This window comes from Falsiruegeria litorea R37 (assembly GCF_900172225.1).
GTDB classification, from domain to species: domain Bacteria; phylum Pseudomonadota; class Alphaproteobacteria; order Rhodobacterales; family Rhodobacteraceae; genus Falsiruegeria; species Falsiruegeria litorea.
On record NZ_FWFO01000007.1, the window covers coordinates 61,129 to 76,419 of the forward strand.

The 15,291-nt window shown below is 57.8% G+C and carries 14 protein-coding genes and 1 pseudogene; 7 read left to right on the forward strand and 8 right to left on the reverse strand.

Annotated features, from left to right (window positions below):
- Positions 1 to 2 precede the first annotated feature (2 nt).
- The 7 genes from hpaE to TRL7639_RS21615 all read left to right on the forward strand — a co-directional run bounded on the left by hpaE (position 3) and on the right by TRL7639_RS21615 (position 7,415).
- The gene (hpaE, locus tag TRL7639_RS21585) at positions 3 to 1,514 is read left to right on the forward strand and encodes a 5-carboxymethyl-2-hydroxymuconate semialdehyde dehydrogenase (RefSeq protein ID WP_085797984.1); all 1,512 of its coding nucleotides are present in this window, start codon (positions 3 to 5) and stop codon (positions 1,512 to 1,514) included.
- 46 nt (positions 1,515 to 1,560) lie between these two features.
- Positions 1,561 to 2,415, forward strand: a complete 855-nt coding sequence (gene hpaD / locus TRL7639_RS21590; protein WP_085797985.1) for a 3,4-dihydroxyphenylacetate 2,3-dioxygenase — start codon at positions 1,561 to 1,563, stop codon at positions 2,413 to 2,415.
- An 83-nt stretch (positions 2,416 to 2,498) separates the two neighbouring features.
- Positions 2,499 to 3,482, forward strand: coding sequence for a 3,4-dihydroxyphenylacetate 2,3-dioxygenase (hpaD, locus tag TRL7639_RS21595; protein ID WP_085797986.1), 984 nt, complete (start codon positions 2,499 to 2,501; stop codon positions 3,480 to 3,482).
- A gap of 9 nt (positions 3,483 to 3,491) precedes the next feature.
- On the forward strand, positions 3,492 to 4,961 hold the full coding sequence (locus tag TRL7639_RS21600; RefSeq protein ID WP_165759878.1) for an NAD-dependent succinate-semialdehyde dehydrogenase: 1,470 nt from the start codon (positions 3,492 to 3,494) through the stop codon (positions 4,959 to 4,961).
- The gene (locus TRL7639_RS21605; protein WP_085797987.1) at positions 4,961 to 5,815 is read left to right on the forward strand and encodes a fumarylacetoacetate hydrolase family protein; all 855 of its coding nucleotides are present in this window, start codon (positions 4,961 to 4,963) and stop codon (positions 5,813 to 5,815) included. Before TRL7639_RS21600 ends, TRL7639_RS21605 begins: the two co-directional genes overlap by 1 nt.
- Positions 5,812 to 6,612, forward strand: coding sequence for a 2-oxo-hept-4-ene-1,7-dioate hydratase (gene hpaH / locus TRL7639_RS21610; protein WP_085797988.1), 801 nt, complete (start codon positions 5,812 to 5,814; stop codon positions 6,610 to 6,612). Before TRL7639_RS21605 ends, hpaH begins: the two co-directional genes overlap by 4 nt.
- 11 nt (positions 6,613 to 6,623) lie before the next feature.
- On the forward strand, positions 6,624 to 7,415 hold the full coding sequence (locus tag TRL7639_RS21615) for an aldolase/citrate lyase family protein (RefSeq protein ID WP_085797989.1): 792 nt from the start codon (positions 6,624 to 6,626) through the stop codon (positions 7,413 to 7,415).
- Positions 7,416 to 7,662: 247 nt separating this feature from the next.
- Here TRL7639_RS21615 and TRL7639_RS21620 read toward each other — a convergent pair whose 3' ends face one another.
- From TRL7639_RS21620 to TRL7639_RS21655, 8 genes and pseudogenes are all read right to left on the reverse strand, one after another.
- Entirely contained in the window at positions 7,663 to 8,919 is a 1,257-nt protein-coding gene (locus tag TRL7639_RS21620) for a M16 family metallopeptidase (RefSeq protein WP_165759879.1), read from the reverse strand.
- A gap of 116 nt (positions 8,920 to 9,035) precedes the next feature.
- Positions 9,036 to 9,770, reverse strand: a pseudogene (locus TRL7639_RS21625) (insulinase family protein); the annotation flags it as partial.
- 12 nt (positions 9,771 to 9,782) lie between these two features.
- Positions 9,783 to 10,340 carry a M16 family metallopeptidase gene (locus tag TRL7639_RS21630; protein ID WP_085797992.1) on the reverse strand — a complete coding sequence of 186 codons (558 nt, stop codon included), beginning with the start codon at positions 10,338 to 10,340 and terminating at the stop codon, positions 9,783 to 9,785.
- Positions 10,341 to 10,779: 439 nt separating this feature from the next.
- On the reverse strand, positions 10,780 to 12,003 hold the full coding sequence (gene nqrF / locus TRL7639_RS21635) for an NADH:ubiquinone reductase (Na(+)-transporting) subunit F (protein WP_085797993.1): 1,224 nt from the start codon (positions 12,001 to 12,003) through the stop codon (positions 10,780 to 10,782).
- A 14-nt stretch (positions 12,004 to 12,017) separates the two neighbouring features.
- The gene (nqrE, locus tag TRL7639_RS21640) at positions 12,018 to 12,626 is read right to left on the reverse strand and encodes an NADH:ubiquinone reductase (Na(+)-transporting) subunit E (protein ID WP_085797994.1); all 609 of its coding nucleotides are present in this window, start codon (positions 12,624 to 12,626) and stop codon (positions 12,018 to 12,020) included.
- Positions 12,626 to 13,279, reverse strand: a complete 654-nt coding sequence (locus TRL7639_RS21645; protein WP_085797995.1) for an NADH:ubiquinone reductase (Na(+)-transporting) subunit D — start codon at positions 13,277 to 13,279, stop codon at positions 12,626 to 12,628. The genes nqrE and TRL7639_RS21645 overlap by 1 nt, the downstream gene beginning before the upstream one ends.
- On the reverse strand, positions 13,279 to 14,097 hold the full coding sequence (locus TRL7639_RS21650; protein WP_085797996.1) for a Na(+)-translocating NADH-quinone reductase subunit C: 819 nt from the start codon (positions 14,095 to 14,097) through the stop codon (positions 13,279 to 13,281). Before TRL7639_RS21650 ends, TRL7639_RS21645 begins: the two co-directional genes overlap by 1 nt.
- Complete coding sequence (locus TRL7639_RS21655) at positions 14,090 to 15,289, reverse strand: NADH:ubiquinone reductase (Na(+)-transporting) subunit B (RefSeq protein WP_085797997.1); 1,200 nt, start codon at positions 15,287 to 15,289, stop codon at positions 14,090 to 14,092. The genes TRL7639_RS21650 and TRL7639_RS21655 overlap by 8 nt, the downstream gene beginning before the upstream one ends.
- Between the last annotated feature and the right edge of the window lie 2 nt (positions 15,290 to 15,291).

The window sequence follows — 15,291 nt, forward strand, 5'->3', positions numbered from 1 at the left end:
CCATGAGCGCCTTGGACACCAACATCGAAAAACTGGCCGGCCATCTGGCGCGTTTCAAAGCCTCGGGCATCAAGAACCGCGTCGCGGGCGAGGATCGCGACGGATCGGGTGGCGTGTTTCAAACCACATCGCCCGTCGACAAGTCGGTGATCTGCGACGTGGCTCATGGCACAGCCGCCGACATCGACACCGCCGCACAGGCCGCACATGATGCCTTTCCTGCCTGGCGCGACATGCCCGCAACCGAGCGTCGTCGCATCCTGCTCAACGTCGCCGAAGCGATCGAGGCACGTGCCGAGGAAATTGCGCTGTGCGAGTGCTGGGACACCGGCCAAACCTGGCGGTTCATGTCAAAGGCCGCGTTACGCGGGGCTGAGAATTTTCGGTTCTTTGCCGATCAGGTCGTGCAGGCGCGCGACGGTCAGCACCTGAAATCGCCCACTCTGATGAACATCACCACCCGCGTGCCCCTGGGGCCAGTTGGTGTGATCACCCCGTGGAACACGCCGTTCATGCTGTCCACCTGGAAAATCGCGCCCGCCTTGGCGGCCGGCTGCACCGTGGTTCACAAACCCGCCGAAGACAGCCCCCTGACCGCCCGCCTGCTAGTAGAGATCGCCGAAGAGGCCGGTTTGCCACCAGGCGTGTTGAATACCGTGAACGGCTTTGGACCCGACGCGGGCAAGGCGCTTTGCGAGCATCCAAAACTCAAGGCCATCGCCTTTGTCGGTGAGAGCGCCACAGGCAGCAAAATCGTCAAACAGGGCGCTGACACGCACAAGCGCAATCACCTGGAACTTGGCGGCAAGAACCCCGTGATCGTCTTTGATGATGCCGATCTAGATCGTGCCTTGGATGCTGTGATCTTCATGATCTACTCGATCAATGGCGAGCGCTGCACCTCGTCCTCGCGCCTTTTGGTGCAGGACACCATCAAAGATGAATTCGAGGCCAAGCTGATTGAGCGTGTGAACAACATCAAGGTCGGCCACCCTCTGGATCCCGCGACCGAGATCGGCCCGCTTGTGACCGAAGAACATTACAACAAGGTCACCAGCTATTTCGACCTTGCGAAGGAAGACGGCGCAACCGTGGCTGCAGGAGGTGAAAAGGTCGGCGACAAGGGCTATTTCATCCGCCCCACCTTGTTCACCAACGCCAACAACGACATGCGCATTGCGCGTGAAGAGATCTTTGGCCCCGTCCTGACCTCGATCCCCTTTTTGACCGCGGAAGAGGCGCTGAGCATCGCCAATGACACCGAATACGGGCTGACCGGATATGTCTGGACCAACGATCTGACCCGCGCCCTGTGGATGACCGAACGAATGGAAGCCGGGATGATCTGGGTGAACTCGGAAAACGTCCGCCACCTGCCGACGCCGTTTGGCGGCGCCAAGGCGTCCGGCATAGGCCGCGACGGCGGGGATTGGTCGTTCGAGTTTTACATGGAGCAAAAGCACATCGGCTTTGCCACCGGTCAGCACAAGATCATGCAGCTCGGCAAAGGCTGAGCCCCTAGAAACCGCGCGAACCCCACTCAAACTCCAGGAGGAGACCATGGGAGAGATTGTTCTCGCCGCCAAGATGACCCACGTGCCCACAATGCTCATGTCCGAGCAGGACGGACCCGTGAAGGGCAAGCGTCAGGCCGCCATTGACGGTCACCGCGAAATCGCACGGCGCGCCAAGGAATTGGGCGCGACGACGGTGGTGATCTGCGACACCCATTGGGTGATCAACGCGGGCTTCCACATCAACGCCAATGCGCGGTTCGAGGGGTTGTTCACGTCGAACGAGTTCCCGCAGTTCATTCAGGACCTGCCTTATGCTTATGACGGCAACCCTGAATTGGGGGACGCCATAGCCAAGGCCGCATCCGTCAAGGGTGCCTATACATTGTGCCATCATCTGGACAGTCTGGAGCTGGAATACGGCACGCTGGTGCCAATGCGCTTCATGAGCCGCGAACATGAGATGAAGGTGGTTTCCATCGCCGCCTGGGCCACAGTGCATGATCACGATGAAAGCCGTGTGGTGGGCGAAGCCATCCGTGAGGCGATCGAAGCCAGCGACGAAAAGGTGTTGCTCGTGGCGTCCGGGTCGCTCAGCCACAAGATCTGGCCCAACAAGGATTACGCCGCCAACAATGGCACCTTTACCATCAGTTCCGAGTTCAACCGGCAGATGGACTTGCACGTGCTTGAAATGTGGAAGGCCGGTGATCATGCCACCTTCCTAAAGATGCTGGGCGATTATGCGTCGTTTTGCTGTGGAGAAGGGTCCATGCACGACACTGCGATGCTTTACGGTGCGCTTGGCTGGGACAGCTATAACAGGAAGTGTGAGATTGTGACCGAGTATTTCCCCAGTTCCGGCACCGGCCAAACCAACGTGATTTTCCCCGTCCTATGACCCGCGCGCCATTTTCTTTCAAAGAAAATGGCCCAGAATTTTTGAAAAATTCTGGGCGCTGAACGCAAACCGAGGAGACTTTGATGCCCATCCCCGCACCCAACCTCTACCCTGATTTCAACACCATCCGTCTGAGCCATGTGTGCCTGAACGTCAGTGATCTGGCCACTTCGCGCAAGTTCTATACCGACATCCTGGGCTTGCAGGTCTCGGATGAAAGCGACAGCCATATCTACCTGCGCGCGATGGAGGAACGCGGCCACCACTGCGTGATCCTGCAGAAATCGGATCAACCCGGCACGGTCGAGGTGATGGGCTTCAAAACATTTGACGAGGATGATCTGGACAAGGCCGAGACCTATTTCAGATCCAAGGGCCGCCCAACATCCTGGGTCGAGCGCCCCTATCAGGGTCGCACGCTGCTCACATCGGACAACATGGGCATCCCGTTGGAGTTCTATCACAAGATGGACCGGCTGGAGCCGATCCATCAGAAATACGCACTCTATCGCGGGGTCAAACCGCTGCGCATCGATCACTTCAACTGCTTCTCGTCCAACGTTGACGACAGCGTGGCCTTCTACAGCGACTTTGGCTTCCGGGTGACCGAATACACCGAAGACGACGAGAGCAAGCGTCTGTGGGCGGCCTGGATGCACCGCAAGGGCGGCGTGCACGACATGGCGTTCACGAACGGCAAAGGCCCCCGGATGCACCATGTGGCGTTCTGGGTGCCCACACCGCTCAACATCATCGACCTGCTCGATCTGATGTCGACCACCGGCTATGTCGACAACATCGAACGCGGCCCCGGTCGCCACGGCATTTCGAACGCCTTCTTCCTTTACATCCTGGACCCCGACGGTCACCGGATCGAGATCTATTGCTCGGACTATCAGACCGTCGATCCGGATCTCGAGCCGATCAAGTGGGATCTCAAGGACCCGCAACGCCAGACCCTTTGGGGGGCCGCCGCGCCACGCAGTTGGTTCGAGCACGGGACCGAGTTTGTCGGCGCCGAGGTGAAAGACTCCGATCTGGCCGCCACGCCGATCATTGCCCCGTAAGAGGTCGACATGATCAAGCTCAACGACCCGACCCTTCTGCGTCAGGCCTCCCTTGTGGGCGGTCAGTGGATCGAGGCGGATGACACCGGCCTGGCCGTCACCAACCCCGCCACGGGCGAGGTGATCGGCCATGTGCCCAACCTCGGCAGGAACGAAACCCGCGCCGCAATTGCTGCCGCGCAGACAGCGCAAAAGGCCTGGGCCAAACGCACTGCCAAGGACCGCGCGCAGGTCTTGCGCCGTTGGTTTGATCTGATGATGGACCATCAGGACGATTTGGGGGCCATCCTGACTGCCGAACAGGGCAAACCACTGGCCGAAGCCAAGGGTGAGATCGCTTATGGCGCCTCCTTCATTGAATGGTTCGCCGAAGAGGCGCGGCGCGCTTATGGCGACGTTACTCCGGGCCATGCGCCCGACAAGCGGATCATCACCATCAAGCAACCCATTGGCGTCGTCGCTGCGATCACGCCCTGGAACTTTCCCAACGCGATGATCACCCGAAAGGCCGGCCCCGCTTTTGCCGCTGGCTGCGCCATGGTGCTGAAACCCGCGAGCCAGACGCCATTTTCGGCCATTGCTCTGGCGGTCTTGGGCGAACGCGCGGGCCTGCCTGCCGGGTTGTTCTCCGTCATCACCGGGTCCGCCCGTGCGATCGGGGTCGAGATGACCGGCAATCAAACCGTCCAAAAGCTGACCTTTACCGGCTCGACTGAAATCGGCGCGATGCTCTACGCTCAATGTGCGCCCACGATCAAGAAATTGGGGTTGGAACTGGGCGGCAATGCACCCTTCATCGTGTTCAACGACGCCGATTTGGACGCGGCCGTCGAAAGCGCCGTGATCGCCAAATTCCGCAACAACGGCCAGACCTGTGTCTGTGCCAACCGGATCTACGTGCAGGCGGGCGTCTATGACACCTTTGCCGAGAAACTGGCGACCAAGGTTGCGGCCCTGCCAACCGGCAACGGCTTTGACGAGGGCATCATCTTTGGCCCGCTGATCGATCAGGCCGCCGTGGACAAAGTGGCGGAACATGTCACTGACGCCACGAGCAAGGGTGCAACCGTCACCCTAGGTGGCAAGGTACACGCGCTTGGCGGCACCTTCTTTGAGCCCACCATCCTGACCGGTGTAACGGCTGACATGGCCGTGGCGACCGAGGAAACCTTTGGCCCCGTCGCGCCCCTGTTCAAGTTCGACACCGAGGCCGAGGTCGTGGCTGCCGCCAATGACACCGAATTTGGCTTGGCGTCCTATTTCTACTCTCGCGATCTGGCCCGCGTCTGGCGGGTGTCCGAGGCGTTGGAATACGGCATGGTCGGCATCAACACCGGCCTGATCTCGACGGCCGAGGCGCCCTTTGGCGGGGTCAAGATGTCCGGCCTGGGCCGCGAGGGATCGCGCTATGGTCTGGATGACTTCATGGAACTGAAATACCTGTGCATGGGTGGCATTGATGCCCCCGAGGAGGCCTGATGCGCTTTGCGACATACACCGCCAACGGCGAGAGCCATTTTGGTGCAATCACCGATGACGGCGCGATTGCGCTGAACGATGCATTCCCCGGACGCGCCAGCCTTTATGAGGTCATTGCAGCGGGTGAGTTCGACAAACTGTCCGGGGCTGCCAAAGGCAAACCTGTCACCCACACCGAGTTCACCTATGACATGGTGATGCCGGACGTACGCCGCATCTTGTGCGTTGGCGTGAACTTCCCCGACCGCAACGCAGAATACAAAGACGGCAGCGCGCAGCCCAAATACATGTCCCTCTTTCCGCGCTATGCCAGCGGGTTCACCGGCCATGACCGCCCGTTGATCCGTCCACCCGAAAACCATACTCTGGACTACGAGGGCGAGGTTGCCATCATCATTGGCAAGGGTGGTCGCCGGATCTCCCAAGATAACGCCTATGACCATATCGCAGCGCTGACCCTGTGCAACGAGGGGACAATTCGCGATTGGGTGCGTCACGCCAAATTCAACGTCACCCAAGGCAAGAACTGGGACAACTCGGGCGCCATCGGGCCGTGGCTCGTGCCATTCACGGATGCTGCACAACTCGATGACGCGCGCATTCAGACCCATGTGAATGGTGAACTTCGCCAGGACGATACGCTGAACCGCATGATGTTCCCGATCCGGCGCGAGATCGAATACATCTCGACCTTCATGACGTTGCAGCCGGGCGATATCATCGTCACCGGCACCCCCACCGGGGCCGGCGCGCGGTTTGATCCACCTAAATACCTGGCCCCCGGCGATGTGGTTGAAGTCTCAGTGGAGGGTATCGGCACCCTCCGCAACACGGTGGAGGACGAACAGGTATGACACCGGATGATCACGCCCGTGCCGCTGCTGATCTGCTGCAGGCCGAAGTGACCGGCCAGCAAATCGGCTTGCTGACGCTGCGCCATCCCGAGATGGGAATGGATGACGCCTATAAGGTGCAAAACGCCATCTACCGGGCAAAACTGACCCAGGGACGCCGCGTGATCGGATGGAAAATCGGGCTGACCTCGAAGGCGATGCAATACGCGCTGAATATCGACATCCCCGACAGCGGCATCCTGTTTGACGATATGGCCTTTGCCACCGGAGCAACCGTACCGGCGGGACGGTTCATCCAGCCCCGGATCGAGGCCGAGATCGCCTTTGTCATGAAATCTGCCTTGGGGGGCGAAAATATCACCCGCGACGACGTGATCGCCGCCACAGACTATGTTGCTCCGTCGATCGAGATCCTGGACACCCGCATTCAACGCGCGGACCCGGACACCGGCAAGGCGCGCACTGTCTTTGACACCATCAGCGACAATGCCGCCAATGCGGGCATCGTGCTGGGGGCCGAACGTCACGCGGTCGATGCCTTTGACCTGCGGTGGGTTGGTGCGATCACCTCTCGCAACGGCGAGGTGGAAGAGACCGGCCTGGGCGCAGGCGTGCTGAACGATCCGATTGAAAGCGTCGTTTGGCTCGCTCGCCGCATGGCGCAATACGGCCAAAGCATCGAGCCCGGTCAGGTGATCTTGTCCGGCAGTTTCATCCGCCCGGTCGAATGCCCTTCGGGTACCCAAATCCACGCCGACTTTGGTGCGTTTGGTTCCGTCGACATCAACTTTGCTTAGGGAACTCACCGATGCCCGCACCTCATAACGCGTTCAAAACAGCCTTGGCAGATGGCCAGCCCCAGATCGGATGCTGGGTCGGGATGGCCAACGCCTATGCCGCCGAGATTGCCGCCACCGCCGGGTTCGACTGGCTGCTGGTTGATGGCGAGCATGCACCCAACGACCTGAATTCGATCCTGGAACAGGTCCGTGTGATCGAAGGATCAGGCAGCCACCCGGTTGCGCGTCTGCCCATTGGCGAGACCTGGATGATCAAGCAATACTTGGATGCTGGCGTGCAGAACCTGCTGGTGCCGATGGTGGAAAGTGGTGATCAGGCGACCGAACTAGTGAGGGCCGTGCGCTACCCGCCACACGGCGTTCGGGGTGTTGGATCTGCCCTGGCCCGGGCTTCGCGTTTCGCGGCGATCCCGGACTACCTAACAACCGCAGATGAACAGATCTGCCTGTTGGTGCAGGTGGAAAACCTGGCGGGACTGGCCGCACTTGACGACATTCTTGAGACGAAAGTGGACGGCGTATTCATCGGCCCCTCGGATCTTGCGGCAGACATGGGGCATATCGGAAACGCCGACCACCCTGACGTGGTCGCGGCTGTGCTCGACGCAATCCGCCGAATCGTCGCCGCAGGTAAGGCAGCCGGTATCCTGACCCTGGACCCGGCAATGCAACGTACGTGCCTAGAGCTTGGCGCGACATTTGTGGCGACAAATATCGACGTCACACTGTTCGCCAAGTCCTTACGCAACGCGGCTCACGATGGGAAATCCATTAAATCTATGGTTTCTCCAGCCTATTGATACAGTCGATCGCAAGACCGCCGAAAATTTGAGGAGGCGGCCCCCAGACCGAAATACTATGCGCCCACCAGCATGACATCGGTCTGCCGAACAGCCCGAGCAAACAAGTTTTCTGACACCGGAAACACTTGATTGATCCGCTTCCCCACGCGGTCGGACAGAAGACACTGCCGGGGATCCTAATACGGCCCCGCTCTAGAATGCTCCGGATCGCTGCGGTTATAGCGCTCAGGCGGCCCCAATCAGATCACCGGCACCGATCTGCTTCGGAAAAATCGGCGATAATACAGTCTGCAACGACGGCATCACGGTCCGGGCTGACGACAATCTTCACCATCTGCGAAAACGGCGGAAACTCGTCTTGGATCGCCTGATTAACTGATCCTCGTGACAAACCTGCGGCCCGCTCGGGGTAACGCAACCCATCTTCCACCGGCCTGCCGGTCAACCAGGCCTCGACCATCAAGTTGGCGGCGCCCCTGGGCTTTTCGGCTATGCCATAAGCCCTGTTCTTGAAAATACGCTGTGCGAACGGAAACTCGATCAGGCCAATGCCATCTGTCCTGAGCTCTTCGTAGGTGTCGCGAACGGTATCATATGCATCTTGCAACTTGGCGGTCTCTACCTCGCCTTGCATGTATATCATCGCGTTTTCCCGCGAGAAACTATCCATCCAGGCCTTGAACCCGTAAGCGGCGCGCAGTTCCTTTCTGACGGCAGTGAACAGGCGCGATTGGTCGGAGACGCCCAGAACCCCGACCCCGATCTCGCGGGCCTCTTGATTTGGGGCATAGATTTTGGGAACAGGCCCACCAATCAAAAGATATGACTTCTCCGCCTCGGGGCGATGCACCAGGATGGTTTTCGCAGGATAGCTCATTTCGAGTTGCGGGAAATCCTGCCGCCCAGACCCTGTCGGCAGACCCTCAAGCACGATGTCCACTGCTGCAGCAATATCTGTGACCTCTGCCTTGCCTGCTACAAACACCCTGACCCCATCAGAGGTGACCACACGGCGATGCCAGTCCTTGATGTCCGCGATCGTGATACTGGAAATGTTCTCGACGGGTGTCGCATTCCAGATTTGACGATAAGGGTGATCTCCCACCGTGACTTCGCGTATCGTAAGCCAAGCCTGCCCTGACGGGGTCTTTGCGTTAGTTGACACGTTTTCAACGAAGTTACGCTTGAACCGTCGCAACCAGCGGCCATCCATCGTGGGTTTTGCCAAGACGGTGTTCAAAAGCGCGGCTGTCTCGGCCAGCTTGTCATTCGGAGCAATGAGCATCCCATGCAGTGCATCAAGCTTTGAATAGACCTGGAACCCGGCCCCAAGCGCGTTGACCTGCCGTTGCAACTCATCCGGAGACAGCCCCTCTGAGCCACCGTTCACCAGCATCACGGGCCCCAACTCATCGACGTTTTCTTTGCCATCGGGAAGAAACCCGTTCCCGCCCTTCCAAACAATTCGGATAACCGTTTGGGTGGCTTTGGGAACCTTCATCAGATCAAACTGGTACCCTGCCGGAGTTGTGTGGGTTTCAACCTCAAGAGCTGCGGCTGGCAGAACATGAAGAGCAACACAAAAAGCAAAAGAAACAAGCCTATGAGCAAAATTGATCATTGAGAAATCTCCGGATAGGCGATTGCGATTGTGGCGAATTGGCTTTCGACAATCGACTTCAAAAGCAGGTTCAGATCGTCGACGTCCGGCTGACTGATTTCATAATGATAGGCCTTCACGTCCAAGGCAGTGCCCAAGTTCAACAAGGTGCTTTGCGCAATTGTTGCGTGATATGCGGCTTGATCAAATTCAAGCCGCCGAACCTCGGCCCGTGCTTGCTCGCGAACGGCTTGCACGGTTTCTGGGGGCAACCCATCGGTAGCCCAATCATTTAGGACAGCGCGCACGCGTTTGGTGCTGTCCGCGGTGGAAATCCCATCCTCGGGGCGAAAGAGCACTTCGAACCCCACCTCACCAGTCGGCAGCAAATACAAGCGTGTGCTCAAGTCTGTGACGACAAAGTCGTCGTAGTAGAGTGGCTTGATTAACCCGCCGTGCTGAGCAGAAATCAGGATATCCCCCAACAGAAGAATCGAAAACCACAGCTTGCGACGCGAGAACCCCAAAGGTGGGGCCGCCTTTCCCAAAATGAGCACCTGGTCGCGGGTCATATCCGGTAGACGCAACGATAGATCGTCCGTTGGCAGAGCAGGGACGGCCGCTTTGAACCCGCGCTCGGACGGTGCCCGCTTTGGTAGATTCTGATGATGTTTCTCAATCTGTGCAACAACCTCGTCCCGCGTGACAGGACCAAAGATCAGCATGAAGGCGTCTTGAGCGCGATATCGTTCTTGATGAAAGTCCTAGGCCTCTGCGGGCGAAATCTGACCAAGGCTTTCAGGCGTGCCCATGACCGAACGCCCCAAGGCATGCCCGCCGTACAGGTGTTTGTAAGCCTCGCGATACAACACCGCTGTCGGATTGCCCCGATACCGCAGATCGAACTCTCGTTCTACCACGCTGCGTTCCGTCATCATGAAATCCGGGGTCAGCTCAACGGGCTCAAACACAGCGCGCGCGCTTCGCATCATGTTCTCGAACGCATCAATCGGTCCGCTGTTCCAATAGGCAGTCCAATAGGGAGATGTCCACGCATTCATCATGCGATTGCGCAGCCCCTCGCCGTGAACCTTGTCTGCGGACCACAAAACAAGATGCTCAAGATAGTGCGCCAGTCCTTCGGGACCTGTACGATCCACTTCGCCCACTGGTACAAACACACGAACTTCGATGTTTTTGGCCGACGTTGACGGGATCAGATATATCTTTTTGAATTCACCATAGTCCGAAAGATCCAAAAGATCTGCATATGCAATTGACGAACAAAGCAGCGCAAAAACAACTGTGATCAACCGGACCATTACTCACTCATACAGATGACACCCCAAAATCCACTTTAAGGTCTTTTGGGCTATTTAGGAAGAAAAACACTCGCTATAGGAGAGTGTCAGCAATAAATTTTTGTCAAGTCTTTTTGACCTAGAAGTATGCGGTGAAAAATTTGATGTAACAAAACCAGTCATCTAGGCAGAGATAAGCGTCCCACAAAAGTCGCATCTGACAGAAAAGGCATACGGATTTTGGAAAGAGCACCTCACGGATAGAAACAACATACAACGTCCGCGAGTATGATGGTATAAAGGATGAGCATATCTCTGATTATCTCAGGATTTTCCTTCCCTAATTGCAGCCGCTTTGCGCGAGAGAATGCTGCGAAATTCGAAAGGCTGACGGGAAAAGAGGCACGCAAACTGTCTTTGCGCGCCTCTTCCAATTGTCTTCAGTTCTGCGGGGATCGCATCAACCACCAAAGTCATCCAACATGATGTCTTCGCGATCAACGCCCAGGTCGAGCAGCATGTTGATCACCGACTGGTTCATGATTGGCGGGCCACACATGTAGTATTCGCAATCCTCAGGCGCCGGGTGGTTCTTGAGGTATTCGTCAAACAGAACGTTGTGGATGAACCCGGTGTAGCCGCCCCAGTCATCTTCGGGCAGTGCGTCAGACAGCGCCACGTGCCAAGTGAAGTTCGGGAACTCCTTCGCCAGCTCGTCAAAGTCCTCGACAAAGAACATCTCGCGCTTGGAACGGGCGCCGTACCAGAAGGTGATCTTGCGATCCTTGTTCTTCAGGCGCTTGAGCTGGTCAAAGATGTGGCTGCGCATTGGGGCCATGCCGGCACCACCACCGATGAACACCATCTCTTTTTCCGTCTCGCGGGCGAAGAATTCACCAAACGGACCTGAGATCGTGACCTTGTCGCCCGGTTTCAGGTTAAAGATGTACGACGACATCTGACCCGGCGGGATACCCTGCGAGCCCGGAGGCGGCGATGCAACTCGCACGTTGAGCATGATCATGCCCTTTTCGTCCGGGTAGTTGGCCATCGAGTAGGCGCGCTCGATCGGCTCGGCGACAACGGATTCATACTGCCACAGATTGAACTTGTCCCAATCCTCGCGGTACTCCTCTTCGACGTCAAACTCGGTGTACTTGAGCTGGTGCTGGGGTGCTTCGATCTGGATGTAGCCACCAGCGCGAAAGTTCACGTCTTCGCCTTCGGGCAGGTCCAGTGTCAGCGCCTTGATGAAGGTTGCGACGTTTTCGTTCGAGCGCACAGTGCACTCCCACTTCTTGACGCCGAACACCTCTTCGGGGACTTCCACTTCCATGTCCTGCTTGACCGCAACCTGACAGGACAGGCGGTCGCCGCAGGCGGCTTCACGCTTGGTGATGTGGCTTTCTTCGGTCGGCAGGATCGACCCGCCACCCGAATGGATTTTCACACGGCATTGCGCACAGGTGCCACCACCGCCGCAGGCAGAGGGGACAAACAGTTTCTGTTCGGCCAGCGTTTGCAGCAGCTTGCCACCCGCCGGAACCGAAATTGTCTTTTCACCGTTGATGGTGATGTTGACGTTACCGGTCGACACCAACCGCGAGCGTGCGGCCAGAATGATCGTGACAAGCGCCAGAACGATCAAGGTAAAGAGGACGATCCCCAGGCCAAAAGTTTCCATCTATTCAGCCTCCCTTACAGTTTCACGCCAGAGAAGGACATGAAGGCCATCGCCATCAGACCTGCGGTGATGAATGTGATACCCAGGCCCTGCAGACCATCGGGAATATCCGAGTACTTAAGCTTTTCGCGCACGCCGGCCATAGCAGTGATCGCCAGTGCCCAGCCAAAGCCCGAAGACAGACCGTAAGTCACCGATTCCGAGAAGTCATAGCCCCGTTCCACCATGAACAGCGAACCACCCAGGATGGCGCAGTTCACCGTGATCAACGGCAGGAAGACGCCAAGCGCATTGTAGAGCGGCGGAAAGTACTTATCGAGCACCATTTCCAGGATCTGAACCAGGGCCGCGATCACCCCGATGTAGGAAATCAGACCAAGGAAAGTCAGATCCACATCCGGGAACCCAGCCCATGCCAGCGCGCCTGGTGCCAGCAGGTAGTTCAGGATCAGGTTGTTGGCCGGCACGGTGATCGCCTGAACGATCATGACCGAGATGCCCAGACCAATCGCGGTCGAGATCTTTTTCGACACCGCGATAAAGGTACACATACCCAGGAAGAACGAGAGGGCCAGGTTTTCAACAAAGATCGCCTTGACCGCGAGAGAGATGAGACCTTCCATCAGTGCGCCTCGACCACTTGGATTTTGTATTCACGCTCTTCGACCTGCTCGGGCTTCCATGCGCGGAAGGCCCAGATGATCAGACCGATGATGAAGAACGCCGACGGCGGCAACAGCAGCAAGCCGTTGGGGACATACCAGCCACCGTTGTTCACGGTTTCCAGGATGGTCACGCCAAACAGGCTGCCCGAGCCAAAGAGTTCGCGCACAAAGCCCACCAACATCAGGATCAGGCCATAACCCAAACCGTTGCCGATGCCGTCGATGAAACTGTCGATCGGCGGGTTCTTCATCGCAAACGCTTCGGCGCGGCCCATCACGATACAGTTGGTGATGATCAGGCCCACAAAGACCGACAGTGTTTTCGAAATCTCAAACGCATAAGCCTTGAGCATCTGGTCCACCAGGATCACGAGCGAGGCGATGATGACCATCTGCACGATGATCCGGATCGAGCCGGGGATCTGGTTGCGGATCATCGAGATGAACATTGACGAGAACCCGGTCACCAGGGTCACCGCGACCGTCATCACAAACGCCACCTGCAGCGACGAAGTCACGGCGAGCGCCGAACAAAGGCCCAGAACCTGCAACGTGATCGGGTTGTTGTCGACCAGCGGGTCGATCAGCATTTCTTTGCGTTTGTGCGCCATTACAGATTCCCCGCTTTAAGGTTGTCCAGGAACGGTTTGTACCCGGTTTCGCCCATCCAGAAGTTCACAAGATTGTGGACACCCACCGTGGTCAGCGTCGCACCCGACAGAGCGTCGATGTGATATTCAGCACCGGCGGCTGGGGCCGCCTTGGTGACGCTTATCTGCAGATCGCCGTTGTCATCGGCCAGCTTCTTGCCGTTCCACAGGGCTTTCCAGCGTGGGTTGTCCACCTCGGCGCCCAGACCCGGCGTTTCGCCGTGTTCATAGAACTGCAGGCCAAAGATGTCGTTGCCGTTCTCTTCCAGTGCGATAAAGCCATAGAGCGTCGACCACAGGCCATAGCCGTGGATCGGCAGGATCACCTTGTCGATATCGCCCGCATCATCGCGCAGCAGATAAACGGTCGCGTATTTACCCTGACGCGCAATACCGGCCGGATCCTCGGTCAGCGCAACCGACAGCTCTGGATCACTCGCGGCGGCGCGGTCATCGAATGTGGCAGCGTCAAACTCATCCGAGAAGGTGCCTGTCGCCAGGTCGAGCACTTGCGGCTCAAACGCGGCAAATGCCTCGACCACGTTTTCGCTTGGGTCATAGATGCCTGCGACCTGCAGAATGTTGATCTGCTTGTCCTTCAGCGCGTTGACCTCTTGCAGCGGACGCAGCGCCACGGCGGCAGCCGACACGATCATCGACGCCACAAGGCAAAGCGTTACGGCAACAAAGACCGTCTTTGGTACGGAATCCGGCGGCAGAGCCAGAAAGCGGCCAATGGGTCCCTTAGCGGGGGTTTGGTTCTGGTTTTCCTCAGGCATTTCGCTTTGCCCTACGTTTGATGTTGGCCTGCACGACAAAGTGGTCGATCAGCGGTGCAAAAACATTTCCGAACAGGATGGCAAGCATCATGCCCTCGGGGAAGGCCGGATTGATCACACGGATCATCACAACCATGAAACCGATCAGCGCGCCATAGATGTAGCGGCCCATGTTGGTGTGTGCGCCCGATACGGGCTCGGTCACCATGAAGACCAGACCAAAGGCGTAGCCACCCAGCACCAGGTGCCAGTACCAAGGCATCGCAAACATCGGGTTGGTGTCGGAACCGATCCAGTTCAGCAGCAGCGAGAAGCCGATCATTCCGGCCATACAGCCCACCACCATTCGGTAGTTCGCGATCTTGGTAAACAACAAGAAGGCAAGGCCAATCAAACACGCCAGTGTCGAGGTTTCCCCCATCGAACCCGGAATGAAGCCATAGAAGCTGTCCCACCAGCTCATGCCGCGTGCGGCCAGTTCCTGGAACCCGTCCGAAGCCGATACGGCCAGCGCGGTCGCGCCGGTGAAGCCGTCAACCGGCACCCAAACACTGTCACCTGACAGCTGCGCGGGATAGGCAAAGTACAGGAACGCGCGTCCGGTGAGGGCCGGGTTGAGGAAGTTCTTGCCGGTGCCGCCAAAGACTTCCTTCCCGATCACCACACCAAAGATGATACCCAGGGCCACCTGCCAAAGCGGCGTGGTTGCCGGAACGATCAGGGCATAAAGCATGGACGAGACCAGAAAGCCCTCGTTCACTTCGTGCCCGCGCACAGTGGCAAAGACCACTTCAAAGATACCACCCGCAACCAGCGTCACGATATAGATCGGCAGGAAATAGAGCAGCCCGTGCATCATGTTGGCAAAGGGGTTTGCCGGGTTGAACCCGATGCCCAGTGTCTCGATGATCCAAACCCGCCAGCCCGATGCGCCAAACTCGGCAATTGCCAGGTTGGTCTGATAGCCAGTGTTGTAGAGCGCCATCAGGATACAAGGGATGGTCGCGATCACGACATAGGTCATGATCCGCTTCATATCCACATAAGACCTCGCATGAGGCGCTGCGGTCGTTACGGTTTTCGGAGTGTAGATGAAACTCTCCACCATCTCGTAGATGGGGAAATACTTCTCATACTTGCCGCCCTTTACAAAGTGCGGCTCAATCCGATCGAAAAAGCTACGCAAGCCCACGG

What these genes read in the sequence shown, in the direction of transcription:
- hpaE (WP_085797984.1), top strand. Translation starts at nt 3, where the DNA reads ATGAGCGCCTTGGACACCAACATCGAAAAACTGGCCGGCCATCTGGCG.
- hpaD (WP_085797985.1), top strand. Translation starts at nt 1,561, where the DNA reads ATGGGAGAGATTGTTCTCGCCGCCAAGATGACCCACGTGCCCACAATG.
- hpaD (WP_085797986.1), top strand. Translation starts at nt 2,499, where the DNA reads ATGCCCATCCCCGCACCCAACCTCTACCCTGATTTCAACACCATCCGT.
- TRL7639_RS21600 (WP_165759878.1), top strand. Translation starts at nt 3,492, where the DNA reads ATGATCAAGCTCAACGACCCGACCCTTCTGCGTCAGGCCTCCCTTGTG.
- TRL7639_RS21605 (WP_085797987.1), top strand. Translation starts at nt 4,961, where the DNA reads ATGCGCTTTGCGACATACACCGCCAACGGCGAGAGCCATTTTGGTGCA.
- hpaH (WP_085797988.1), top strand. Translation starts at nt 5,812, where the DNA reads ATGACACCGGATGATCACGCCCGTGCCGCTGCTGATCTGCTGCAGGCC.
- TRL7639_RS21615 (WP_085797989.1), top strand. Translation starts at nt 6,624, where the DNA reads ATGCCCGCACCTCATAACGCGTTCAAAACAGCCTTGGCAGATGGCCAG.
- TRL7639_RS21620 (WP_165759879.1), bottom strand. Translation starts at nt 8,919, where the DNA reads ATGAAGGTTCCCAAAGCCACCCAAACGGTTATCCGAATTGTTTGGAAG.
- TRL7639_RS21630 (WP_085797992.1), bottom strand. Translation starts at nt 10,340, where the DNA reads ATGGTCCGGTTGATCACAGTTGTTTTTGCGCTGCTTTGTTCGTCAATT.
- nqrF (WP_085797993.1), bottom strand. Translation starts at nt 12,003, where the DNA reads ATGGAAACTTTTGGCCTGGGGATCGTCCTCTTTACCTTGATCGTTCTG.
- nqrE (WP_085797994.1), bottom strand. Translation starts at nt 12,626, where the DNA reads ATGGAAGGTCTCATCTCTCTCGCGGTCAAGGCGATCTTTGTTGAAAAC.
- TRL7639_RS21645 (WP_085797995.1), bottom strand. Translation starts at nt 13,279, where the DNA reads ATGGCGCACAAACGCAAAGAAATGCTGATCGACCCGCTGGTCGACAAC.
- TRL7639_RS21650 (WP_085797996.1), bottom strand. Translation starts at nt 14,097, where the DNA reads ATGCCTGAGGAAAACCAGAACCAAACCCCCGCTAAGGGACCCATTGGC.